We start from the raw sequence: 23629 nt of genomic DNA, 5'->3' as shown, positions 1-23629 counted from the left end.
GGTGGGTTCTTTCTTTTTTCATTTCGTAGGTTGGTTTTTGTTTTAATGAGACGGGTTTGAAACCCGTCTCTACGGGCGTTGTCTTTTACCTCTTTTCATTTCTTTGTGCCCAAAGAAACGAAACAAAGAAAGGCTGTCGTGGCTTAACTCGCAGACTTCGGCGTGGGGCGTTCTTATTATTCTATAAAGGTTTGTACGCGCATTGGACCTTTGCGCCTTACGTGGAATTGTGATCGCTTCGTCCGCTTCGAACAGAACCCACGACGGAGATGGTGTGGCTAAGGCCACGGTGTTTACGTTGGATGCTTTGCTTATATAAAAACGTCTGTTGTAAGATAGCAGCACGTTATCCCCTCTTGGGAGGGGTGTAGGGGTGGGTTCTTTCTTTTTCCATTTCGTAGGTTGGTTTTTGTTTTATTGAAAAGGATCTGAATCCCGTCTCTACGGGTGTTGTCTTCCACCTCTTTTCATTTCTTTGTACCCAAAGAGACGAAACAAAGAAAGGCTGTCGTGGCTTAACTCGCAGACTTCGCCGTGGGGTGCTAACCGTTTCGCAATTCCGACTCACCCCCAATCCCCCTCTCTCCGAATGGCATTAGAATGCCTGCTCATGCCGTAAGCACCTACTTGCCATTCGCAAAGAGGGGGCAGCGGCATGGATATAAGCTGCAGCCTAATCGGAGCGCTGAAGTCCCCTCTTTTAGCCGAGCAGGCGTCGCCTGAGAAAAAGAGGCAGAAGCCGCAACGTTCTTTTATTGGTTAACCAACCATTCGGCTAAGAGAGGGGGTTTAGGGGGGAGTCGAAAATAAGCATGCCATAAGTACTTCCTTTAAGAATGGTATCTCTTAGCTTGATGGCTATGGGTGTATGGGTGGGGTGTAAATTGGGGGTAGGAAAAGGCTCTGTGTTCTCTGCATTTTCGTGCCTCCGTGGCTCTTTGCTTAAGAATTACCTCTGAGGCTCGGGTTTGGTGTATTCGTAGATAATGCTATTTTTGTTTTACTAAGCATTTAGAATCATCTATAACTAATAATACCTATAGCTATGGCAAATAGTATGCTTCTTGTCGAAAGGTTTATTCGGATGTATGGGCTCGATGCCGATCCCTGCAGCAGGTCGGTACAGGAATGGGTACAGGGCGTTAACGAGGTAGCCCGGGAGGCGGCTATGCTGGTAGCAGTTTGCGATCTTACGCAGGAGCGATACTGCTTTCAGGAGTCCTACTTACCCGTGCTGGACTACTTGGCCCATCGCTCCATCTCGCTTAAGGAGCTAAAGATGCTGATACACGAGGGAGAGCACAAGCATTTTACCAATGCCTTACATTTTGGGCTTTCGTTCTTCGTGAAAAATCAGCTGGAGGATGTTGGTCGCTTGGAGCTGAACTTCGAGTGCCGGATGCGCGATAAGAGCTACGGGTACCACAATGTGCATTTTAAGTATAGGGTAATGAGGGGCAAGCTGCCGGGACAGCAGCCTGTGCTGGTGCTTCGGATTGCGGCCATCAGGCGGATGAGGGTATGCATCCCTCCTAAGGCTGTCTACATTGTGGATGTGGTTAGCAAGCTTATCGTAAAGGCTATTGGTCCAAACCGGCTGAAAAACTACGAAATTGAGCATTATCGGCATCTTAAGCTGGGGAATAACCTAAGCGAGGCAGCCGATAAGGCTGGCGTATCGTACAGCTCCATTAAGCGATACCGCCAGAACCTATACTTTAAAACGGAAACCTCATCGGATATGCAGCTGGGGGCGGTGCTCGAATCGATGAATTTAAACTAAGTTGTTATGCTGTTGGCTTAATGTGTATTGGCTATGATTAAGGTTGTGGAATTGCCTTCTTTTATTGCAACTTAAGATAAAATTGAGCCAGAATAGTGCTATTTTGAGGTAGATCTACTTTGTTTCACTCGAACTTTTGGTAATGTTGGGTTAGAATAACGTTCTCTTGCAGTAGAATTGTATTATTTCGCTTCATTTTTAGGTAATACTAGATTAATATGGTGTTCTCTCGCTGTAGAATTATCTTTTTTACTCGAACTTTAGGTAATTCTAGGGTAGAATAGTGTTCTCTTGTCGTAGAATTACCCTCTTTCGGATTAGATTTTCATGTGAGAGTAATTAATTCTTACTGATCACATGTAGTTCACATGGTAGATTTTCATCTACTTTGGTGAATTTGCAGATTTATGCTCGTTTTTTTTGAGGGATCAAAAGAAATAGAAAAATCTTTTAATAAATATGTGGGGATAAAACAGACTGTGGGTATGGCATTGTAAAACCGATACCTAGTAACGATGAAATGTGAAACTTGATTAATATAAAGAATTATATAACCCATTAGTAGTAAATATAATAGTTGCTTTAAATGTGAAAATTGATTTAATGGTGTTAATTGAACAATATTATTATTACTTTAGTGGCTTACACGATATCTGTATTGTTAGAATTATTTTAAACTATGTAAATGATAGTCTTTGAAAGTTGATTAAATGTAATTGTTTGAATTTGAGTATATTATAAATATTGCAGAAAGATGATTGTCTTATTTTATTGAGGATTTGATGTAGAGATAAAAACGAATTTTCAACCATAAAAGTTAAGATCATGAAACTAAAACACATCAAAATTTTAAAAAGTATTTTTCTTTCATCTGTAGCATCATTAGTATCAACGGAATCAAATGCTACAATTTATGACTTGGAAAAAATAGATTTAAACAATGAATGTGAAAGTTCTAGTATTTCAGGGACGAAAAAAACTGAGCTAAGTCCAAAATTAGTTATAACATTCAATAATGATGATACTTATACTACTATGGCACATAGGAGCCATAGTTCACATAGCTCCCATTCATCTCATAGTTCTCATTATTCTAGTTATAATTCTACGGAAAGTACTTCATATCCGACAACAACACCAACAAGTTATACGCCTTCTACTTCCACAAATAGGAATAGTTCCACTCAGAGTGGATCATATCAAACAACATCAAATACAACATATAACACATCAAGTAAAGAATCTCAATTAAAACTTGGCGATAGAGTTTTGAAAAGAGGTATGATTGGTTCTGATGTTGAAGAGTTAATTAATCTGCTGGTTTTGAAAGGGTATTTTGTAAAGGATAATCCTGAGAAGATAATTTACAATGAATTTAATCTTAATGTAGAAATTGCTGTTATTAATTTCCAAAAAAACAAAGGACTTATAGTTGATGGAATTGTAGGATCAGAAATGATTTATTGTCTCAAAAAATAGGATATGATTGAGTTTATTCAAATTGATGATAGAACAGTTCAAGTTAAGATTGATAGTAGTATTTTCAATGAACAAGTAATTACTAAAAGTTTATATTGGCTCAGCGAAAATTATAATATATATCAAATGTTATCAGAAAGGATATTCGTTGTAAAATTTGAAATTAAACATGGATTACTTTTTGAAAATAATGTTGAAGTTTTGAAATCTTGTTTAAGTCAATATTTAATTGATTTTAAAACAAGAGATATAATAAATAAAGAAACAAAGAATATTAGAGAAATACTTTTAATAAAAGCATTTGCGAATAATGATGAATTTGAAGATTATAATTTAATTGATAATGAGCAAAAATAGTGTAAAATGAATTATTATCTATTACCTTTTAGATTTGAAAGATTAGGAGATTATGAAATATTAGTAAATGAAGTAGGTGATTACTTGATATGTTTAGCAGGAACATCTAAGAGAATTGTAGAAAGACAAGTGTCTGAAAATGATGAGTTGTACAAAGACTTGATATCGAATCACTTTATATCTACAAAACCAATTCCTAAATTAGTTGATAATCTTGCAGCTAGATATAGAACAAAAAAGGCTTTTCTAGATAATTTTACGGCTTTACATATTTTTGTAATGACAATTAGATGTAATCAAAATTGTTTATATTGTCAAGCATCTAGTAAAGAATGTAATCAAACTATTTATGATATTAGTTATGAAACATTAGATTATGGAATAAATTTAATGTTTCAATCTCCATCGCCTCATTTAACTATGGAATTTCAGGGAGGAGAACCAACTCTTGTTTTTGATAAAATAGAATATGCAATTGAAAAATGTGAAAAAATAAATGATTCTAAAAATAAGCATATAATATATGTAATATGTACAAATTCTGTTTCTTTAAGCAGTGATATGCTTTCTTTATGTAAGAAATATAACGTTCTTATTTCTACTTCACTTGATGGTCCAGAATTTGTTCATAATCAAAATAGGGGGAAAAAAGATAGTTACGAAAAGGTTTTATGTGGTATTAAAAATGTTAGAAATGAGTTGGGTGATAATAAAGTATCTGCATTAATGACTACTTCTAGATTATCACTGAATTATCCAAAAGAAATAGTTGATTCCTATATTGAAAATGGATTTTCAAATATATTTTTACGATCATTAAATCCATATGGTTTAGTTTATGAAAATGATAATTGGGATGATTATTATAGTCAATTTATTGAATTTTATAAAATATCATTAGACTATATTATTAAAAAAAATAAAGAAGGTATTTATTTTGAAGAAAGTTTTACTACTTTAATTTTAAAGAAAATCCTCACTCCATTTTCTATAGGATTTGTAGATCTACAATCTCCTGCAGGTTTAATAAATTCTGTTGTTGTCTACAATTATGATGGTTATGTTTATGCATCTGATGAATCCAGAATGTTAGCCGAGCACGAAGATTTTACTTTCAGATTAGGAAGTGTAAAAGATCGATATCTTGATTTATTTTATGGAAAGAAAACTTTGGAAATAGCAAATACATGGGCCAATGAATCTTTAGCAGGATGCTCAGACTGTGCCTTTCAAGCATATTGTGGTGCAGATCCTGTACGAAATTATACAACACAGAATGATATGGAAGGATTTCGGCCAACATCATTTTTATGTAAAAAAAATAAATCAATAATTAAGCATATATTTTCTTTAATAATTAATCGAAATGAAGAAGTAATGCCTGTGTTTAAATCATGGTTAAATAATAATTGAATATGCTGAATAAGACAATTAAATGTTTACAACATAATATATCTCACGAAGTGTTGATGATATATTCAAATAATCAATTGCTTAATGGATATTGTTTTGTTGACGGGTTGTCTGACCAATTTGAAATTCAACTTGAGTTTGAACATGATAAATTAAAATTCTGTTGGAGGTATATATTAATTAATAAGAATGATTTTGATTATTTTGTTGATGGTGATATATTGTTATTTCGACCAAACGGTACAATACGAATTGTTTATTGTAATAATTCTAATGATAATGTATTATTCCTTACAGAGCAATGCAATAACCATTGTTTAATGTGTTCTCAACCTCCACAAATGAAAAATGATATTAATTATTACTATTGGCTTAATACTAGATTAATAGAATTAATTCCAGATAATTTATCAAGAATAGGAATAACAGGAGGCGAACCCACACTATTGAAAAATGGATTAATTGACATTCTGAATAATATAAAAAATAAATTTAAAAATATTGATATACAGTTATTGTCAAATGGGAGAAATTTTGAAGATATTAATTATGTTCATAGTATTTATAATATTGAATTGGAAAAATTATTGATTGGAATTCCTCTTCATTCAGATTTTTATAAAGATCATGATTATATTGCGCAATCAGAAGATGCATATAATCAAACTTTAAAAGGATTGTATAACTTAGCTAAATATGATTTTAACATTGAATTGAGAATAGTAATAAATAAAATTAACAAAGACAGATTAAACAATATCTCAAATTTTATTTTTAGAAATCTACCTTTTGTTAAACATGTTTCATTCATGGGTATGGAATATATTGGTTTTGTTCCTAAAAACAAAGAGAAAATATGGATTGATCCTGTTGAATATAAAGAAGAACTTAAGAAATCTGTTTTGAACTTATCTTCATTGGGAATGAATGTTTCAATATTTAATTTGCCTCTTTGTTTATTAGATAAAAGTCTTTATTCATACTCAAAAAAATCCATTTCTGATTGGAAGATTAAGTATTTTGATATTTGTGATGAATGTATCTTAAGACATGATTGTGGAGGTGATTTTGAAACTTCATTGCAATATAGTTGTAATATTAAACCTGTATGTATTTAAAATAAATTTGATATTTATGATTTTATTACGCATAAAATATTGTAAGTGATAGATATTTATTTGTTTGTAATTGTATTTCTAAAGTAAACAACTAGATTAAATCTGTTTATAATGTATTTATATATAGATACAACTTGCCGTAAATGTAAAATTTGATATATAGGGTTTTATACCCTAAAACCTCGCCAACTTTTCCAACCTAATAATACTTTGTTTTACTGGATGGGTAAACTCCAGGTATTCGGCATGGAGGTAAAGGCGGTTAGCCTTGGAGCCGTAGAGTTCGTCGCCAACAATGGGGCAGCATAACCCGTGGGGATGAGCGGCGTGTACCCTTAGCTGGTGGGTACGGCCGGTTAGCGGGTAAAAGGCTACGCGAGTTTGGCCGTTGCGGCGTTCTAGCACCTGGTAATTGGTTGTGGAGGGCTTGCCGTGTTGGTGGCACACCATCTGTCGGGGCCTGTCGAGTGGATTGAGGATAAGGGGGAGATTTACGGTGCCCTCGTTGCTATGTAGCATGCCCTCGAGGATGGCAATGTAGCGCTTCCGTACCCTGCGCTGCTCGAACTGCGACTGCAGCTGCTTGTACACCTCCTTGTTCTTTGCAATAAGCAGCAGGCCGGAGGTGGCCATGTCGAGCCGATGTACCAAAAAGGCTTCGCGCCCCTGTAGCAGCTCGCTTGCGAGCTCCACCGCCGATTTGTCGCCTGTCTTACCTGGGGCTGAGAGCATACCTGCGGGCTTATTGATTACCAGCAGCCAATTGTCCTCGTAGATAACCTCGAGGGATAGGGGAGTGAGGCTTTCGTTTTTCTTTTCGGGATGCTTTACGGCCATACCATGTAGCATGTGGGCCAAGATGGGATCACACTTACCCTTGCAAGGGGGATAGTAGTGGCCGTGGTGGCGGATTTCCGTTTTAGGAGAGCTGCCCCACCAGAACTCGGCCATGGCAATGGGGGTAAGGCTGTTGGCAAATGCGTACTGAAGCAGCTTAGGGCCAGCACACTCTCCAGTTCCTCCGGGAGGAACCCGCTGGGCGGTATTCGCAAAGATCTCTACCAGTCCTTTAGCCTCGCCGCGTATGTTTAGCAACTGAAACTCGTCGAAGAGCCGTTGTTGAAGATCGGCTGATAGCGCCTTTCTCTTTGACCGTAGCCCCTCTATGGGTTGGGCGTAGCGGTTGTACTCGGCTTGCAACTCGGCAATTCGGGCTGCCCATCTTTTCTCTAGCCTCTTTAGCTCGGCCTTCTCGTACTGACTTTGTCGAACCATAGCCGTTAGCTCCTCGTCCGATGGGTTTGTGGTGCGGCGCTCTTCTCTTGCAGCCTTCGAGGCCTTTAGGGCGGCCTTTGCGGCGGCAATCGCTTCGATGGATTGCTGCTTTGCCTGCTCTAGCTGGTTCCTTCGGTTGGTAAACTCAGGGTTTTGCTCCATCTCGGCTATTTGCCGATTTATGGAGGAGATAACCTGCTCGCCCTGCTTAAAGAAGCCGTTGGGGCTTAGCAGATCGGCTACCGGGGGAACAAAGAAGGGATGGTGGTTCTTCCCTGCCAGATTTCCAGAGAAGGCGGCAAGGTAGCCTAGTCGTCCGTTGCTTTCCTTTACCACCAAAACGCCAAACATCTTACCCTGCTGCAGCTCGTCGTGCCACTGGGCTTGCTGTTCGAGGTACGCCTTTACTTCGCCAGCTGCCAACTTGCATATAGGATGCGGTTCGCTGGTAAAGGGCGAAGGGAATTGTACGGGTAGCTCTATATGGCTGGTCTCGGTAGTAAAATGGTTGAGCATGGGGCAAAGGTAGGTTTTTGGAGGGGATTTTGGGGTGATTTTAGACGTTAGACATTAGAGGCTAGATATTAGACGTTAGATATTCGGGGAAGAGGATGATAGAGATGCCTGATGGCTGATTTGCGCTACTGGCAAACAGAATTTGCAGCAAGGTTGATGGAGGCACCTTATTAGACGTTAGACGTTAGACGCTAGACGCTAGACTTTCGGGGAAGAAGATCATAGAAATACCTGAGGACTGGCAAACAAGAATTGCAGCAAGATTGATGGAGGCACCTTATCCCCTCCTTGGGAGGGGTTAGGGGTGGGTTGGGTTTCTATTTGAAAGATTAGCCACCCAATACACCTCTTTTCAACGTGGAATTTAAGCAGTTCGTCAGGACTGCCTTTGCTCTAAACCCACCCCCTGCCCTCTCCCGTGGAGGTGATAACGAGCGCTGATTCAGGTTTCCTCCGATTAACTTCTGCTTATTTCCGTTTAACTACTCTTTTAAATACGGAGATACAGGGTACACTGCGTTTCCAATTTGTAATTTGTTCCCTTTGTGTGATCCATAGAGGCCTTCGTGGTAAATATCTCCTGCCAGTCTGGTATTGCTTTTTCGAGATGCTTGCGGAAGAGGGTGTGTTGATACTACTTTGCTTTATTAATGGGGTGTAGTGTACTGAAAGTAGGGTGGTTGTTGTAATTGTCGATACAAGGGGTGGCTAAGCAAAATAGTAGAAGAGAGAGTTCTGGCGCTTTCTCATTATCTTTTGTACTTGCTATATTTATGCCATAAATTGGGGGCTGAACTTGTGGTGCATTGCAGCTTGCTACCCGAGTGATGCTCGTAGGAATTATCAGAAAACGAAATAACAACAAAAGCACATCCATGAAAAGAATTTGCGTGATGGTATCCTTGCTATTAGGCATAGGTATGGCCGAAGCGGCTCCAAGTAAGGTGGTAGAGGTCGCTAGCCCCAACAAGAGCATTAAGCTGAAGTTTACGGTAGATAAAGGTGGCGTTCCCACCTATTTGGTATTTTGCAACGACTCGTTGGTTGTTAAGGAATCGAAGCTTGGGCTGGTAATGGGCGAGGCCGATTTATCGAAAGGCCTAAGCATAGCAAAGGTAGGTAAGGTGGAGAAGATAACCGACAGCTACACCTTGCTAAACGATAAGCGTAGCCGCTGCACCTATAGCGCTAACCGTTGCGTTGTGGCCTTTGGGGCAAAGCAGAGCATTAAGCCTAGCATCATATTTCAGGTTTCGAATGATGGGGTGGCCTTCCGTTACCTTTTAGAGGGAGCACAGAAAGGGGTAAAGCATATTGTAAAGGAGAATACCTCGTTTTGCTTCCCCACATCGGCCAAAGGATGGTTGCACCCACATGCCGAGGCTCAGACGGGCTGGTCGAATACCCAACCCTCGTACGAGGAGTACTATAAGATGAACATTCCGGTAGGTACTCCTTCCGAGCTAAAGCAGGGATGGTCGTTTCCGGCGCTGTTCCAATCGGCAGGGCACTGGGTGCTGATAACCGAAACCGATATGTCGCGTAGCTATTGCGGTTCGCATCTGGGCAATCCAACGCCCAATGGGGAGTACAGCATTGCTTTTGCACAGGAGAAGGAGCGCACATCGGCAGCAGCACCGTTGTTGCCCGAATCTACGCTGCCATGGACATCGCCTTGGCGCGTGATAGAGGTGGGCAAGAGCCTTTCTACCATCGTAGAGTCGACATTGCCTACCGATTTGAGCAGCCCTGCCAAGAAGATTGACTATTCGTTTGTTCAACCCGGAAAGTCGTCGTGGAGCTGGGTGCTGCTAAACGATGGGGCTACTACCTACGATGTGCAGAAGCAGTTTATCGACTATGCGTCGCAGATGGGGTGGCGCTATTGCCTGGTAGATGCCCTTTGGGATACGCAGATAGGGTACGATAAGATAGCAGAGCTGGCCGCATACGCAAAGGGAAAGAATGTGGGGTTGCTGCTATGGTACAACTCCAACGGTAGCTGGAATAAGGCACCTCAAACTCCCCTCAACCGCATTTACGATGCGGCTACTAGGCGTATGGAATTCGAGCGGATTAGCAAGATGGGGATAAAGGGCGTTAAGATCGATTTCTTTGGCGGCGATGGACAGTCGTTTATGGCCTACTACCAGGATATTCTCGACGATGCTGCAAAGGCAGGGCTGGTGGTCAACTTCCATGGGGCAACCATCCCTCGTGGATGGACTCGAACCTACCCCAACCTTGTTTCCATGGAGTCGGTTAGGGGATTCGAGTACCTAACCTTCGATCAGAACAACACCAACGAGGAGCCAACGCATTGTGCGGTGCTTCCATTTACCCGAAATGCCATTGGCCCGATGGACTTTACCCCGGTATGCTTCTCCGAAATCCCCGGAAAGAAGCGAATCTCCAGCAATGGATTCGAGATTGCGCTGTCGGTCATCTTCCAGTCGGGGGTACAGCACTATGCCGAGATTCCTTCGGGCATGAATAGCCAGCCCTCGTACGTGGTAGACTTTATGCGAAACCTGCCTCTACGCTGGGACGATGTAAAGCTTATTGATGGATTTCCTGGCGAGTATGCCGTAGTTGCTCGCCGTGCCGGCAGCAGCTGGTATGTTGGCGGGATAAACGGAACTTCGGCCGATAAGCACCTGACGCTAGACCTTTCGGTTCTTGGAAATGTAAAGGGGGGAACCGTTATTGCCGATGGCGAATCGGCCCGAGCCTTTACCACCTACGAGCTTAAGGGTTCGAAGCTGGATATCACCGTAAAACCACGAGGCGGCTTTGTGGTTAAGCTGTACTAGGATAATTGCTGAAAACTCTATTAATATATGAGGAAGATATTATACAGCATGCTGCTTCTGCTGCTATGGCAGCCCAGCATCGGCTTGGCAAAGGAGAAAGCCAAGGCGAAAGAGAATGTACGGGAGGTGTGGCTAGCCTATATGGATAAGGTGGCGCGCCCGGTAATCGCCAATCTGGCATCGGATAAGCTAAAGGAGACGATGCCCATTGTTCTGTCGAAGACCATCGATAACCCAGAGCATCGGAAGAAGGTGGCCTACCTCGAGGCGTTTGCCCGAACGCTTTGCGGCATCTCTCCGTGGCTGAACCTAGAGGGCGGATCGGAGAAGGAGGTGGCGCTGCGCAACGAATACCGGCAGATGGCCCTAAGCGCCATCGAGCACGCGGTGGATCCCGGCAGCAAGGATTACCTACAGTGGACAGGGGGTCAGCCTCTTGTCGATGCCTCATTCTTTACCCTAGCGCTCGTTCGCTGCCCCTGGCTGTGGAATCACATGGGGGCCGACCTGCAGAACAAGGTGGTTACGGCAGTACAAGCCTCGCGCTCCACCATTCCCGTGTATAGCAACTGGATTCTCTTTACCGGCATGGTGGAGGCCTTCCTCTGCAAGTACGATAGGCCGTACGACGCTGTGCGGATGGAGTACGGCATTCGCGAGTTCTCGCAGCACTGGTACGTGGGCGATGGCATGTTCTCCGACGGTATGCACTTTGCGATGGACTACTACAACAGCTACGTTATCCAGCCTTTCCTGACGAACATCCTGGATGCGGTTGGGTCGAAGCAGAAAACGTTTAGCTGGTTTGCGCCTAGGATGGAGAAGATAGCAGCCCGCTACGCCATCCTACAGGAGCGCATGATTAATACTGATGGCAGCTTCCCCGTGTACGGTCGATCGATTGTGTACCGTGGTGCCGCCTTCCATCACCTAGCCGATATGGCGCTGCGCCATAAGCTGCCCGCCTCGATTCAGCCGGCACAGGTGCGCTGCGCGCTAACCGCCACCATCAAAAGGACGCTCGATGCTAAGGGAACATTTACCAGCGATGGCTGGCTTACCATTGGGCTTTGCGGGCCGCAGCCCGAGCTGGCCGACTTCTACATCAACACGGGGAGCCTTTACCTGTGCTCCACCATATTCCTTCCGCTGGGGCTACCCGCCGATGATCCGTTCTGGAGCGATCCGGACGCACAGTGGACTGCCCAAAAGGTGTGGAGTGGGGTAGATGTGCCCGCCGACCATAGCTTTAACGATTAGCCTTAATGCCATATCATCTTTTACAATGGAAAAGCAGCAAGCCATAAAGGCCCTTACCGTAATCCCCGGCGTGGGCAAGTCGATTGCCAACGACCTGTGGGGGATAGGCATCTGTAGCGTTTCCGATTTGGTGGGCAAAGATCCCGAGGTGCTCTACGACCTGTCGAATCGGTTGGCGGGTACGGTGCAGGACCGATGCCTGCTGTACGTTTTCCGCTGTGCGGTGTACTACGCCCAAACGCCGAAGGAGATGCAGGAGCCCGAGTTCCTTAAGTGGTGGAGCTGGAAGGATATTAGAAAGTAAAACCCTATACGATGAAAGTAATTGCAGTTAATGGAAGCCCCCATAAGGAGGGCAACACCTACCACGCTCTTATGCAGGTGGGCCGATCGCTAAACCTTAATGGTGTCGATTTCGAGATTATCCATGTTGGCAACAAGGCGATACATGGTTGTACTGCTTGCGGGCAATGCGCAAAGAACCGAGATGAGAGGTGTGCCATATCCTCCGATCCGCTGAACGGCTGGATTCAGCAGCTTAAGGCAGCTGATGGGATTATTATCGCATCGCCAGTTTACTATTCGGGTATTGCGGGCACCCTGAAGTGCTTCCTCGATCGGGCATTCTACGTTTCGGGGGTAAACGGAGGGCTTTTCCGTCAGAAGGTGGGAGCCGCCGCTGTTGCCCTTCGTCGTACCGGTGGCTCGGCTACGCTTGATAGCCTATACCACTACCTAACCTACTCGGAGATGATTCTAGCAACTTCTAACTACTGGAATGTTATCCACGGAAGAACACCTGGAGAGGTGCTGCAGGATGGCGAAGGTGTACAGGTTATGGAGGTTCTTGGAAACAACATGGCTTGGCTGCTCAAGATGCGAGAGCAGACTAAGGATACAGCTCCGGCTCCAGCCCCTGTTGCCAAGGTTGCCACCAACTTTATAAGGTAGTAAGGCCGTGTGGCTAGCCAACGGCGAAGGCCGATCTTTTCTATTGCCTCAAATTCTTACAGTATAAGTAGCGGTCAAACGACCGCTACTCTTGTTTTACGGCCTAGCTCCTTCAGCGCAGAAGGTGCGATGTGATTTATTGGGATGGCTTTTGCAGCGCAGAAGGTATGTCTTTAAAAATGGAGATGTCGTGTGCAGCGCAGAATGGATGGTGTCAAAAGTTGAGATATAAATATCTGCGCAGAATGAGTGGTATGAATTATCGGTATAGCATGTGCAGCGCAGAATGTATGTCTTTAAAGTTGGAGATGGCGTGTGCGGCGCAGAATGTATGGCGTCAAAAGTTGAGGTGTAATTATCGGCGCAGAAGGTGTGGCGTGATTTATCGGTATAGTGTGTGCAGCGCAGAAGGTGTATGACAAAAATTGGAGATGTAGTGTGCAGCACAGAATGTATGGTGTCAAAAGTTGAGGTATAATTATCGGCGCAGAAGGCATGGTGTGAATTGTCAGTATAAAATGTGCAGCGCAGAATGTGTGTCTTCCAAATTGAAGGTGAATTGTGCAGCGCAGAAGGTGTGCCCGAATATTCAATGAATCGTCTGCGGAAAAACGATGCTCCGCCCTGCCCGAGGTGGTGCTCGGTGGGCGAGGGGGCCACTTCTTTGCGATGCGGGAGGTAAGACGCTGCCATAAGGTAACATTTGCGTGGCAGCACCATGCGGCATACCTCCTATCTTTGCGGAAACCTTACGCCAGAGGTGTGGCGTACCGTAAAAGCAAGGATTATGTACGACAGGTTTTTCTTATTCGTGGAGAGCATCATTGGGCTTGCCGATGGCGAGCGGGCGCTGCTTCGGGACGCTTTCCGTCCGGTATCCCTAAAAAAGAACGGCTACCTGGTGGAGGCGGGCCAGCGCTGCACCGAGGTAGCCTTTATGGTGAGCGGCAAGCTGCGCGTCTTCCATTTCGATGGCGCCAACGAGGTTACCTGCTACTTTGCCATGGCTGGCTCCTTTATTACGTCGTTCCCGAGCTTTATCCGCAACAAGCCCTCGAACGAGTACATTCAGGCCGTCGAGGATTCGGTGCTGCTGGTGGTCCATCGCGACGAGCTGGAGCGGATCACCCTGCTGATCCCCCAGCTGCAGCTCTTTAGGCGCATCCTCACCGAGGAGCAGTACATTGCCGCCGAAAAGCGGATAGAGATGCTGCAGACCAAGAGCGGCCAGGAGCGGTACGACCTTATGATGCGGTACTACCCGGAGGTTATCCTCAGCTTCCCCCTTCAGCATATCGCCTCGTACCTCGGCATTACCCCCCAGCACCTTAGCCGCCTGCGCAAGAACCGGTAGTTTTCTTCACATTTGTTCAGCAGCCGGCGAGTGGGGGCGCGTACCTTTGGGGCATTAACGAATAGCCATATCATGGTACATAAAGCATTGCTCCTTCTTACATCGGTGGCCCTGTTCCAGTCAGCCTTGGGCCGCGGCTACAACCCCGACTACCTGAGCATGGTGGCGAGCGCCATCAAGGCGCCATCGGGGCATAACACGCAGCCCTGGAAGTTCCGAATCCGCGAATCGGCCGTAGAGATACATCCCAACCTCAGCTGCTCGCTGCCCAATGTCGATGGCGACAACCGCGAGCTGTACATCAGCTTGGGGTGCGCCCTCGAAAACCTTTGCCTTGCCGCCAGCCAGCAGGGGTACCAGCCCATCCCTTCGGTGGTCGATAGCGCTGGCGGCTGCTACATCAGCGTTCGGCTCGTAAGGGGCGGCGCCAGCGGCTCCTCGTACCTCTTCGGGGCCATCGAAAAGCGCCAAACCAACCGCAGCGTGTACAGCGGGCGCGTGGTGGCTGTCGATACCCTCGCCCTGCTGCAAGGCCTGCCCCTCGAGCGGGGGATACGCTGCCGCATTATTGGCAGGGACGAGCGCTCCTTTCTACGGCTTACCGACTACGTTATGCGCGGCAATTTGGTGCAGATGAACGATAGGGGATTTAAGGCGGAGCTTCTCTCTTGGATTCGATTTAACAAAGGGGAGGTGCGCCGCTGCAGCGATGGGCTAACCTATAAGGTGATGGGCTCGCCATCTACCCCGCGCTGCCTGGGGAAGCGTATTGTTGGGCTATTTCTGAAGGCGGATGCGCAGAACAAGGCCGACTTGGCCAAGATACGGTCGTCGTCGCATCTGGTGCTATTCACCTCCTCGGGCAATACCGCCGAGGATTGGATCCTGACGGGCCGTAGCCTCGAGCGCTTCCTGCTATCGGCGGCGCAGCTCGGCATCTCCTGCGCATATGTAAACCAGCCCTGCGAGGTTAAAGCATTGGCAGGTGAGCTTCAGCAGGAGCTGCTGAGCGCTACCGAACGCCCCATGTTGCTGCTGCGCATCGGCTACGCGCCACCAGCACCCTACTCGCCCCGAAAGGCGGTGGAGGATGTTGTGGTGGAGTAGGCTGCCATCTGGGGAAACGTTGTGCTGCTAGTTTACAACAACAACCTGTGATTATGCATGTAGGCCTAGGGCAAAATACCATAACAAAAAGGCGAGGGGGTTTGCCCTCGCCTTACGATATGCGCTTGCGCGATGATGTTCCTGCTACACGATGCCGATTGTGGTGGTGATGCTATGGCTCTGCCCGGGTTGTAGGACAACCGAGTTGGCGTAGGCATTTACCGCCTCCACGCATACAAACGAGCGGTATCCCTCGTCTGGGATGTCGCCAATGGTTTTTGTGGTAGCCTCCCAGGGGTTCCATACCACCGTAACCTCGCTTCCCTGCTTTTCTACGAGAATCTTGCGATTCCATGCAGCATCGGCGATGGTACAGGCTGCCGAGTGGTCGATATATCTTCTGTTCTCCTCCTTTTCGATGGAAAGAATGGCTTCGTTCTGGGTGTGAGTGGGCTCCTTTTCGAATCCATCGTAGTAGCGGTATCCGCTTAATCCCTCGATGCCTACCTTGCCGGCATCGCTTACGTTAAAGTAGCTGTGCAGCGCGTCGCTCACCGTAAAAGGCTGGCTGCTGCCGGTATTGGTGTAGCAGAGCGTAACCTCTAGCCTTTTGCCCACCACAACGGTTAGCGATGCTGTAAAGCTGAATGGCCAAAGCCCTTCGGTGTCGCTGCTATTCCTAAGCTCTAGTACAATTTCGGTATCTCCGGTAGGTAGGGCTGCCGTTTTTACAACATCCCAGGTGCTAAGGCGGGCGAAACCGTGTGCAGGCTTGCTGCTATCTTCGGGGTTCGGTCCAAACCAAGGGAAGCAGATAGGGATTCCGCCACGGATGGGCGTTCCCACTTCGAATGCGCTTTGTGGGCTCATCCAAAGCACCTCTTTTTGCCCGTTTGGCTGGTATTGCTGTACGTGTGCGCCGTATAGCGATATGGTTGCACAGGCTAGCCTGTTGGCTACCTTGGCTACGATTAGCCCATTTTCTTCCTTAAAGTCGATATGCCCGCTGATGGCATACTGCTGGTTTAGTTGGTTTGTGTTCATCTTCAAATGTCTGTTTTATATTTCTGTTAGGACGATATTGTGCGTAGTTGGCGCAGCATGGCTGCAAGTTTAAGGTTGTTTACTCCACCTGACCAATGATTACGACGTAGTTCTTACCGTACTTTTTGGCGCATTTGGGGCAGGTGGTGTACCACATGTACCATTTCTTAATGGTGTAGCCCTTTTGCTGTGCGATGGTTTTGGAGTCGTCGCACCATTTGCCGGTATCCTTAAAGGAACCTTCGTAAACCTTGCAGTAGAACTTGCCGCTTATGGTGGTATTCTGGGCGCCAGAAATCTCCCTATCTGTTGCTAGGTAGATGTCCATATTCCATCGCGATGTATGATCGGAGAGGCAGAGGTAATCGGGTACATCGGCGCTTGCCTTCGAGAATAGATCAAAGATCCGTTTCATAACCTTGCCGAAGTTGATGGGCATGTAGAATAGTGTACATACCTTATCCTTTATAAACTTCTTATTTTCCCATTTAACGATTCTATCGTCCCAAGGTATAGGGTCGAACACAGGGCAGCATGTTGAATCCGATTGTGAGGTAGTTGTCATAGTAGCCTCCTTTGCTGTTGATTTTATGATGCTAATTTATATATTGTATGGCAATAATCCCATTTTTGTTGATGGGGTGTGCTGTGTTTGGTAGTTGCTTGAGTGTTCTGAATGCTTGAAATGGGACTGCTTCTGTAGTCTACATATTTAACAGATAAAATTTTAAATGCGTGCATATTGGACTTAAAGCGATCGAATAAATTGTTGTGAAGTGATGGAATTGATAGGGGAATTTCTGAACTTTTACAACAATAATAAGTTCTATTAGACTTGTGTAGGATTATACTTAAATCCAAAAATTAACATGAATGTGCTATTATTTACCTGATTTTTGAACAGGGTAATGAATAATAGAGTATTTTCGCTGAAAAATTTAATGTTCACAATTATGAAGTTTAAAGTTGTTATTCTTTCAACTGTTGTTGCAGCTTTCCTTCTTTCTTCTTGCGGAAAGGGAGGACACAAGTTTGCTAACCTAGCAGATTCCGCCAGCTATGCTTTTGGTGTAAGTATCGGACGTAACCTAGAAGGTTATCATGCTCAAAATATTAACGAGAAAGTTCTTGCACAGGCAATTGAAGATGTATTGAGCGGGGATACTACTAAGGTTAAGATGAACGATCAAATGGCCATGACCGTTATCCAAACATACTTCACTAAGCTTCAAAAGGAAGTTGCAAGCAAGAATGTAAAAGAAGGAGAAGAATTTTTGGCAAAGAACAAGAAGGAATCGGGCGTAGTTGCTCTTCCAAACGGTCTTCAATATAAGATTAACGCTCCTGGTGACCAAAATATTAAGCCAACCGCTACCGATACTGTGGTTGTTAACTACACAGGAACATTTATCAATGGTAAGGAATTCGACTCTTCGAAGAAGCAAGGAATGCCTGCTCGTTTCGTACTAGGTGGCGTTATTCCTGGATGGACTCAAGGTCTTCAGCTGATTGGTAAGGGTGGTAAAATTAAACTTTTCATTCCTGCTAACCTTGCCTATGGCGAAAAAGGTGCTGGTAATGTAATCCCTGCAAACTCTACCCTTGTTTTTGAAGTTGAGCTTCTTGATGTAATCAAGGGCGGTGCTAAGAAATAGTTCGCTTCTATTCTAAAATACAAAAGGCTGTCATCATATTTATGTCGACAGCCTTTTTTCTGCCATTTAATTTGAAAAATCAAACCCAAATGAAAAAAGTACTCTTAGTTGCAATTGCTTTTGTTGGCATGAACTCGTTTTCCTATTCGTCTTCGGTTGGTGCTATTCAGAATGCCGATTCGCTGAAAACGTTTAAGCTTAACAGCGAAGCCGATTCGGTAAGCTACGCCATTGGTCTTACCGTTGGTCAGAGCCTTCGAAACTTCAAGGTGAAAGGTGTTGATGAGATCATCGTTGCAAAGGCTATTAAGGATATGCTAAGCAATAATCCGCAAAACCTCCAAATCAACGAAAAGGAGGCGATGGGTATCGTTCAATCGTACTTTGGACGAATCCATAGAGAAGCAACGGAGAATGCGCTTAAGCAAGGCGCAGAGTTTCTTGCAAAGAATAAGCAGGAGGCTGGCGTAGTTGAACTACCTAGCGGGTTGCAGTACAAAATCATCAATCCTGGTGATCTTAAGTTAAAGCCTAAGGCTGCCGATACCGTTGTTGTACACTACACAGGTTCGCTAATTGATGGAAAGGTGTTCGACTCTTCGAAGAACTACGGTAAGCCTATTACCTTTCCTTTAAATCAGGTTATTCCTGGATGGACCGAAGGCGTTCAGTTAATAGGGAAAGGCGGTAAGGTTATGCTTTATATTCCATCGAAGTTGGGATATGGAGAGAATGGAGCAGGAAATGCTATACCTGGTAACTCTACCCTAATTTTCGAAATAGAGCTGCTAGACGTTAAGGTCAGCAACGCCTCTGTTGCTCAACCTAAGGTTGCGGTTCCTACAAAAAACGTGGCTCCAGCAAAAGCAGCAGCCCATGCCTCTAAGGCAAAAAAGAAATAGTTGTAGACGACTTATATGTAAGCTGCCTTCGAATTATCCTCGGAGGCGGCTTTTTTACTATCCGTTTAAAACATAATATTGCTTACCTTTGCGGGCAAACAAAAAATAGACAAATAGATGAGAACAGCAGCAATTCATACCGAGAAAGGGGTGATGAAGGTTAAATTCTTCGAGGAAGATGCACCTAACACCGTTGATAACTTCTGTAAGTTGGCTAAGTCTGGCTTTTACGACGGACTTAATTTTCACCGTGTAATTCCAAACTTCGTAATTCAGGGTGGATGCCCAGATGGTACTGGTGCAGGTGGTCCAGGCTACAGCATTAAGTGCGAGACCAGCGGAAACAATCAGTATCACGACAGAGGTGTGCTTTCGATGGCACATGCAGGCAAGGATACCGGAGGCTCTCAGTTCTTCATTTGCCATAACCGTCAAAACACTCAGCATCTTGACCGTCGCCATACCGTTTTTGGAAAGGTTTACGAGGGATTAGAGGTTATCGACCTTATCCGTCAGGGTGATAAGATTATTAAGATTGAAATTTTTGAAGAGTAAAATATAATGAGTTTAGAAGTATCAGGTAGGCTGCTAAAGGTTTTACCTCAGCAGCGTGGTGCCGGAAAAAATGGCGAGTGGGTAAAGCAAGATTTTATTATCGAAACTACCGAGCAGTATCCCAAAAAGGTTTGCTTTTCGGCTTGGGGCGATAAGGTTAACGACCTAAGCAGGGTTAATGTTGGTGACAGCTTAACGGTTAGTTTTAACGTGGAATCGCGCGAGTACAACGAGCGCTGGTACACCGATCTCCGTTCATGGAGAATCACACCAATGTCTCAGGGTAACGGTCCTGCGGATATGCCTCCATTCCCCGGCGAAATTCCACCTCCTGTTGATTCAATGGAGGGCAACGAAGATCTTCCATTCTAATGATAAATGATTAAAACCTCTGTTTTGGCAGAGGTTTTTTTATGGGCTTACTTTTTCAACATTCCAACTACAGAAGGCATCTAGTTCCAGCATTCAATGCTTAGTGTGGAATGCTTCATTCAATTTGGTGTAATTTTGGGGTTCTAAAATAGTAAGTAATGCGGGTAGCAATTCTCGGAGGCTCGGGGTTTATTGGTTCTCATCTGGTGCAACATCTAGTTCGAGAGAGATGGGAAACTGTTGTAGTTTCACGACGACCTGCTGCTGGTGCCGATAAAGGATCTAGGTCAGTTTCCTACGTGCAGTGGGACGGAAGGTCTGTTGATGGGCTGGTTTCGATAGTTAAAAGGGCAGATGCTGTGATTAACCTGATAGGCGAAGGTGTTGCCGATAAGCGCTGGACACCCGAGCGTAAAGAATCCATATTATCATCACGGATAAACTCTGCTAGCGTACTTTGTCTGGCTATTCAACAAGCAGCCCATAAGCCGGAGGTGGTAGTGCAGGCATCGGCGGTTGGGTATTACGGCTATAAGTACGAGAGGAAGGATGAGGTTGAAATAGATGAGTTTTCGGAGCAGGGCACCGGTTTCCTCTCGGAGGTTTGCAAGCAGTGGGAGGATGCCATACTTCCCATAGAAAATATTATTCCGCGGTTAGCCATTATTCGCACAGGGATTGTGCTTGGCAGCAATAGCGGATTCATTAAAAAGCAGGCTTCTTTATTTAAGCTGGGGCTGGGAGGTGCTGTGGGGAAGGGAAGTCAGCCTTTTCCATGGATTCATATTGATGATGAGGTTGGAGCAATAGCTCATCTTATAAAGGATAAGGCAGCATCGGGAGTTTACAACCTTGTAGCGCCTAATCCATGTACCTATAGCGCGTTTGTGAAAGATTTTGGAGATGTCTTGCATTGTCCCACGTTCCTATCTATCCCTGCGTGGTTCGTTCGGCTTCTGTTTGGAAAGGAAATGGCTAACGAGGTGATTCTGGGAGGTAAGATAGTCGCTCCTCGTAGGCTTGTTGAGTCTGGTTACCATTTTAAATACTCGTTGTTGCAGGATGCCTTAAAGTCGACTCTGTAGCAACTGGGGTTGGCTGTATAACTGGGGTTGGCCGTTTGCTAAAGAATTCAATCAACTATTTCGTGGCTGTTTACTTCCCTTGTTCTACCCTCCCGAGTTTCTCTCGGGGCTATCGCGTTGACGCTCTTAAGGTCTTCAATGTACCGTAATGAAGGTTAGGCGCTATGCTTACCCTTGATTAATGCCGCACTATGGCTGTTAAACCATAATCCGAAGGTGTTGAATACGAATTATACCGTATTGCATTCGATGCAATTTCTACTGGCTTCCTATTCAACTGTTCTGCGGTTGAATAGGAAGCCAGTAGTGGGACTTACCCACCTAAATCGTTATAGTGCCTTAGCATTTATTGGAAGAGAGGGTGTATTATTCTTCTGTTTTGTCGTAAAAATGGCGAAATGACTTCTACATTGTAGCTGCAATTGGGGTTTGTGGTGTAAATGTGATGCAAAATTGCTGTGGTTTGTTTTAAAGTAGTATTTTTACCGTCAAAAGTAAAAGGTATTAATATGATAAACGAACAACTGATAAACCCCAAGAGCATAGTTGTTGTTGGCGGTAGCGACGATATTCAAAAACCAGGAGGCAAGGTTCTTAAGAATCTCATAGATGGAAGCTTCGCAGGAGACCTTATGGTGGTAAACCCTAAGGCCGAAAATGTTCAGGGCGTAAAAACATTTAAAACCGTAGCGGATCTCCCTCATGTAGATTTGGCTATTCTGGCCATTGCTGCAAAGTTTTGTCCTGCATCGGTGCGCGAGTTGGCCGAGAAGAAGGGCACGAAAGCCTTTATCATCCTTTCTGCTGGATTTCATGAGGAGAATGAGGAGGGGGCTCGCTTGGAGCAAGAGATCGTGGATATCATCAACGCAAATAACGGTTGCCTGATTGGCCCCAACTGCGTGGGGGTTATGAACTCCAACTATCAGGGGGTTTTCATCACGCCAATCCCGAAGCTCGACCCCATGGGCGTCGATTTTATCTCGGGATCGGGTGCTACGGCTGTTTTTATCATGGAATCGGGAATTCCTAATGGCTTAACCTTTTCTAGCGTGTATTCCGTTGGGAATAGCGCCCAGATGGGGGTCGAGGATGTTATTAAGCACCTTGATGAGACCTACGTTGAGGGCAAGAGCTCGAAGGTAAAGCTGATTTATATCGAGAGCATCAATAAGCCGGACATGCTGCTTAAGCATGCCTCGTCGCTCATCTCTAAAGGGTGCCGGATTGCGGCCATTAAGTCGGGCTCGTCGGAGGCCGGGAGCCGCGCTGCCTCGTCGCATACGGGGGCGCTTGCCAGCCCAGATGTTGCTGTGGAAGCCTTGTTCCGCAAGGCGGGCATCGTTAGGTGCGGCGGCAGGCAGGAGCTGTCTACCATCGCCTCCATCTTCATGCACCCGGAGCTGAAAGGGAAGAATGTTGCGGTGATTACCCATGCGGGTGGCCCTGCGGTGATGCTTACCGATGTCCTCTCGAACAACGGGCTTAACGTACCTCCTATTACAAGCCCCAAGGCAAAGGATCTTCTCGAAAAGCTCTTCGCGGGATCGTCGGTGGCCAATCCAATCGACTTTTTGGCAACAGGTACGGCGCAGCAGCTGGCCGATATCATCGACGCCTGCGAGCACGACTTCGACGAGGTGGACGCCATGGCCGTCATCTTTGGTAGCCCCGGGCTTTTCCCCGTTTATGATGTGTACGATGTGCTCGACCAGAAGATGAAGGAGTGCAAGAAGTCGATTTATCCCGTACTGCCCAGCGTTATCAACGTAAAGGACGAGATTGCGGCATTCCTCGAAAAGGGGCGCATCAACTTCCCCGACGAGGTGGTGTTTGGCGCTGCGCTTGCCAAGGTCTACAACACGCCCAAGCCTGCTGTTCTGGATGCCGATTCGCATCAGTATGCCGTAGATGCCGCCAAAATCCGCAGGGTGGTGGACGAGGCTGCGAATGGCTACTTGTCGCCCGATAAGGTGCAGATGCTGCTCGATGCTGCAGGCGTGCCACGCGCGAAGGAGATGGTGGTTGCGACCCCAGAGGCCTGCGCTGCTGCGCTCGGCGAGATCGGCTACCCAATTGTGATGAAGGTGGTAGGGCCCGTGCACAAGTCGGATGTTGGCGGGGTGGTGCTTAACGTGACCAACGAGGCGACCGCCCTTAAGGAGTTCGACCGGATGATGAAGATTAAGGATACCACGGCCATCCTGCTTCAGCCCATGCTTAGCGGCACCCAGCTATTTGTTGGTGCAAAGCAGGAGGGCGACTTCGGCCACCTGATCTTCTGCGGGCTTGGGGGTATTTTTATCGAAGTACTAAAGGATGTTACCGCAGGCCTGGCACCTATTGGCATCGGCGAGGCGCACGATATGATTCGCAGGCTTAAGTCGTACAAAATTATTGAGGGCGCAAGAGGGCAGGAGCCCGTTAACGAGGCGCAGTATGCCGAGGTTATCGCGCGGGTTTCGGCGCTATGCCGGGTTGCCCCCGAGATATTCGAGATGGACATCAACCCGCTGCTCGGCACCCGCGATAGGGTGGTGGCCGTGGATGCGCGTATCCGCATAGAGAAGTAGGCGATGTGCTACAGCAT

Annotated in this window: 20 protein-coding genes; 17 read left to right on the top strand and 3 right to left on the bottom strand. The window is 45.7% G+C overall.

Translation table 11 applies throughout. The features are described from left to right. The first annotated feature begins 1045 nt into the window (after positions 1-1045). The 5 genes from ACHZA1_RS00600 to hxsC all read left to right on the top strand — a co-directional run bounded on the left by ACHZA1_RS00600 (position 1046) and on the right by hxsC (position 6150). On the top strand, positions 1046-1783 hold the full coding sequence (locus tag ACHZA1_RS00600) for a hypothetical protein (RefSeq protein WP_320053298.1): 738 nt from the start codon (positions 1046-1048) through the stop codon (positions 1781-1783). Positions 1784-2608: 825 nt separating this feature from the next. Continuing rightward, positions 2609-3262, top strand: a complete 654-nt coding sequence (locus ACHZA1_RS00595; protein ID WP_320053297.1) for a peptidoglycan-binding domain-containing protein — start codon at positions 2609-2611, stop codon at positions 3260-3262. Between the two features lie 3 nt (positions 3263-3265). After that, positions 3266-3619, top strand: a complete 354-nt coding sequence (hxsD, locus tag ACHZA1_RS00590; protein ID WP_320053296.1) for a His-Xaa-Ser system protein HxsD — start codon at positions 3266-3268, stop codon at positions 3617-3619. Positions 3620-3625: 6 nt separating this feature from the next. Then, positions 3626-5032 (top strand): His-Xaa-Ser system radical SAM maturase HxsB, encoded by a 1407-nt coding sequence (gene hxsB / locus ACHZA1_RS00585; protein ID WP_320053295.1) that lies wholly within the window; start codon positions 3626-3628, stop codon positions 5030-5032. A 2-nt stretch (positions 5033-5034) separates the two neighbouring features. Further along, complete coding sequence (gene hxsC, locus ACHZA1_RS00580; protein WP_320053294.1) at positions 5035-6150, top strand: His-Xaa-Ser system radical SAM maturase HxsC; 1116 nt, start codon at positions 5035-5037, stop codon at positions 6148-6150. Positions 6151-6324: 174 nt separating this feature from the next. Here the strand turns inward: hxsC and ACHZA1_RS00575 are convergent, their stop codons facing one another. After that, positions 6325-7941: a pseudouridine synthase gene (locus ACHZA1_RS00575; protein WP_320053293.1), complete on the bottom strand. Its 1617-nt coding sequence runs from the start codon at positions 7939-7941 to the stop codon at positions 6325-6327. 875 nt (positions 7942-8816) lie between these two features. Here ACHZA1_RS00575 and ACHZA1_RS00570 point away from each other — a divergent pair. From ACHZA1_RS00570 to ACHZA1_RS00545, 6 genes are all read left to right on the top strand, one after another. After that, positions 8817-10754 (top strand): glycoside hydrolase family 97 catalytic domain-containing protein, encoded by a 1938-nt coding sequence (locus tag ACHZA1_RS00570; protein ID WP_320053292.1) that lies wholly within the window; start codon positions 8817-8819, stop codon positions 10752-10754. Between the two features lie 27 nt (positions 10755-10781). After that, positions 10782-12014, top strand: coding sequence for a DUF2264 domain-containing protein (locus ACHZA1_RS00565; protein WP_320053291.1), 1233 nt, complete (start codon positions 10782-10784; stop codon positions 12012-12014). A 25-nt stretch (positions 12015-12039) separates the two neighbouring features. Next, the gene (locus ACHZA1_RS00560; RefSeq protein ID WP_320053290.1) at positions 12040-12318 is read left to right on the top strand and encodes a helix-hairpin-helix domain-containing protein; all 279 of its coding nucleotides are present in this window, start codon (positions 12040-12042) and stop codon (positions 12316-12318) included. An 11-nt stretch (positions 12319-12329) separates the two neighbouring features. Then, positions 12330-12965, top strand: coding sequence for a flavodoxin family protein (locus ACHZA1_RS00555; protein ID WP_320053289.1), 636 nt, complete (start codon positions 12330-12332; stop codon positions 12963-12965). A 787-nt stretch (positions 12966-13752) separates the two neighbouring features. After that, positions 13753-14319, top strand: a complete 567-nt coding sequence (locus tag ACHZA1_RS00550) for a Crp/Fnr family transcriptional regulator (RefSeq protein ID WP_320053288.1) — start codon at positions 13753-13755, stop codon at positions 14317-14319. Between the two features lie 72 nt (positions 14320-14391). Continuing rightward, positions 14392-15426, top strand: coding sequence for an Acg family FMN-binding oxidoreductase (locus ACHZA1_RS00545; RefSeq protein ID WP_320053287.1), 1035 nt, complete (start codon positions 14392-14394; stop codon positions 15424-15426). A gap of 144 nt (positions 15427-15570) precedes the next feature. Here ACHZA1_RS00545 and ACHZA1_RS00540 read toward each other — a convergent pair whose 3' ends face one another. Both ACHZA1_RS00540 and ACHZA1_RS00535 read right to left on the bottom strand, forming a co-directional pair. Beyond that, positions 15571-16470, bottom strand: a complete 900-nt coding sequence (locus ACHZA1_RS00540) for a D-hexose-6-phosphate mutarotase (RefSeq protein WP_320053286.1) — start codon at positions 16468-16470, stop codon at positions 15571-15573. Between the two features lie 79 nt (positions 16471-16549). Next, positions 16550-17035 carry a hydrolase gene (locus tag ACHZA1_RS00535; protein WP_320053285.1) on the bottom strand — a complete coding sequence of 162 codons (486 nt, stop codon included), beginning with the start codon at positions 17033-17035 and terminating at the stop codon, positions 16550-16552. A 343-nt stretch (positions 17036-17378) separates the two neighbouring features. Between ACHZA1_RS00535 and ACHZA1_RS00530 the strand changes: the two genes are divergently transcribed. The 6 genes from ACHZA1_RS00530 to ACHZA1_RS00505 all read left to right on the top strand — a co-directional run bounded on the left by ACHZA1_RS00530 (position 17379) and on the right by ACHZA1_RS00505 (position 23612). Beyond that, complete coding sequence (locus ACHZA1_RS00530; RefSeq protein ID WP_320053284.1) at positions 17379-18125, top strand: FKBP-type peptidyl-prolyl cis-trans isomerase; 747 nt, start codon at positions 17379-17381, stop codon at positions 18123-18125. Between the two features lie 89 nt (positions 18126-18214). Next, on the top strand, positions 18215-19027 hold the full coding sequence (locus ACHZA1_RS00525; RefSeq protein ID WP_320053283.1) for an FKBP-type peptidyl-prolyl cis-trans isomerase: 813 nt from the start codon (positions 18215-18217) through the stop codon (positions 19025-19027). A 117-nt stretch (positions 19028-19144) separates the two neighbouring features. Continuing rightward, positions 19145-19582, top strand: coding sequence for a peptidylprolyl isomerase (locus ACHZA1_RS00520; protein ID WP_320053282.1), 438 nt, complete (start codon positions 19145-19147; stop codon positions 19580-19582). A gap of 6 nt (positions 19583-19588) precedes the next feature. Then, positions 19589-19954 (top strand): DUF3127 domain-containing protein, encoded by a 366-nt coding sequence (locus ACHZA1_RS00515; RefSeq protein WP_320053281.1) that lies wholly within the window; start codon positions 19589-19591, stop codon positions 19952-19954. 158 nt (positions 19955-20112) lie between these two features. Beyond that, entirely contained in the window at positions 20113-21039 is a 927-nt protein-coding gene (locus ACHZA1_RS00510) for a TIGR01777 family oxidoreductase (protein WP_320053280.1), read from the top strand. A 509-nt stretch (positions 21040-21548) separates the two neighbouring features. Then, positions 21549-23612 (top strand): acetate--CoA ligase family protein, encoded by a 2064-nt coding sequence (locus ACHZA1_RS00505; protein WP_320053279.1) that lies wholly within the window; start codon positions 21549-21551, stop codon positions 23610-23612. Positions 23613-23629 lie beyond the last annotated feature (17 nt).

The sequence above is a fragment of the uncultured Acetobacteroides sp. genome (assembly GCF_963667355.2).
In the GTDB taxonomy this organism is placed as follows: Bacteria; Bacteroidota; Bacteroidia; order Bacteroidales; family ZOR0009; genus Acetobacteroides.
Note: the sequence above shows the minus strand (reverse complement) of the source record. Positions and strands in the feature narration are given on the sequence as shown.

Coding starts and splice junctions, on each gene's coding strand:
- ACHZA1_RS00565 (WP_320053291.1), top strand. CDS start 10,782: ATGAGGAAGATATTATACAGCATGCTGCTTCTGCTGCTATGGCAGCCC.
- ACHZA1_RS00540 (WP_320053286.1), bottom strand. CDS start 16,470: ATGAACACAAACCAACTAAACCAGCAGTATGCCATCAGCGGGCATATC.
- ACHZA1_RS00505 (WP_320053279.1), top strand. CDS start 21,549: ATGATAAACGAACAACTGATAAACCCCAAGAGCATAGTTGTTGTTGGC.
- ACHZA1_RS00550 (WP_320053288.1), top strand. CDS start 13,753: ATGTACGACAGGTTTTTCTTATTCGTGGAGAGCATCATTGGGCTTGCC.
- ACHZA1_RS00575 (WP_320053293.1), bottom strand. CDS start 7,941: ATGCTCAACCATTTTACTACCGAGACCAGCCATATAGAGCTACCCGTA.
- hxsD (WP_320053296.1), top strand. CDS start 3,266: ATGATTGAGTTTATTCAAATTGATGATAGAACAGTTCAAGTTAAGATT.
- ACHZA1_RS00515 (WP_320053281.1), top strand. CDS start 19,589: ATGAGTTTAGAAGTATCAGGTAGGCTGCTAAAGGTTTTACCTCAGCAG.
- ACHZA1_RS00600 (WP_320053298.1), top strand. CDS start 1,046: ATGGCAAATAGTATGCTTCTTGTCGAAAGGTTTATTCGGATGTATGGG.
- ACHZA1_RS00570 (WP_320053292.1), top strand. CDS start 8,817: ATGAAAAGAATTTGCGTGATGGTATCCTTGCTATTAGGCATAGGTATG.
- ACHZA1_RS00510 (WP_320053280.1), top strand. CDS start 20,113: ATGCGGGTAGCAATTCTCGGAGGCTCGGGGTTTATTGGTTCTCATCTG.
- ACHZA1_RS00560 (WP_320053290.1), top strand. CDS start 12,040: ATGGAAAAGCAGCAAGCCATAAAGGCCCTTACCGTAATCCCCGGCGTG.
- ACHZA1_RS00525 (WP_320053283.1), top strand. CDS start 18,215: ATGAAAAAAGTACTCTTAGTTGCAATTGCTTTTGTTGGCATGAACTCG.
- hxsB (WP_320053295.1), top strand. CDS start 3,626: ATGAATTATTATCTATTACCTTTTAGATTTGAAAGATTAGGAGATTAT.
- ACHZA1_RS00530 (WP_320053284.1), top strand. CDS start 17,379: ATGAATAATAGAGTATTTTCGCTGAAAAATTTAATGTTCACAATTATG.
- ACHZA1_RS00555 (WP_320053289.1), top strand. CDS start 12,330: ATGAAAGTAATTGCAGTTAATGGAAGCCCCCATAAGGAGGGCAACACC.
- ACHZA1_RS00545 (WP_320053287.1), top strand. CDS start 14,392: ATGGTACATAAAGCATTGCTCCTTCTTACATCGGTGGCCCTGTTCCAG.
- ACHZA1_RS00595 (WP_320053297.1), top strand. CDS start 2,609: ATGAAACTAAAACACATCAAAATTTTAAAAAGTATTTTTCTTTCATCT.
- ACHZA1_RS00535 (WP_320053285.1), bottom strand. CDS start 17,035: ATGACAACTACCTCACAATCGGATTCAACATGCTGCCCTGTGTTCGAC.
- ACHZA1_RS00520 (WP_320053282.1), top strand. CDS start 19,145: ATGAGAACAGCAGCAATTCATACCGAGAAAGGGGTGATGAAGGTTAAA.
- hxsC (WP_320053294.1), top strand. CDS start 5,035: ATGCTGAATAAGACAATTAAATGTTTACAACATAATATATCTCACGAA.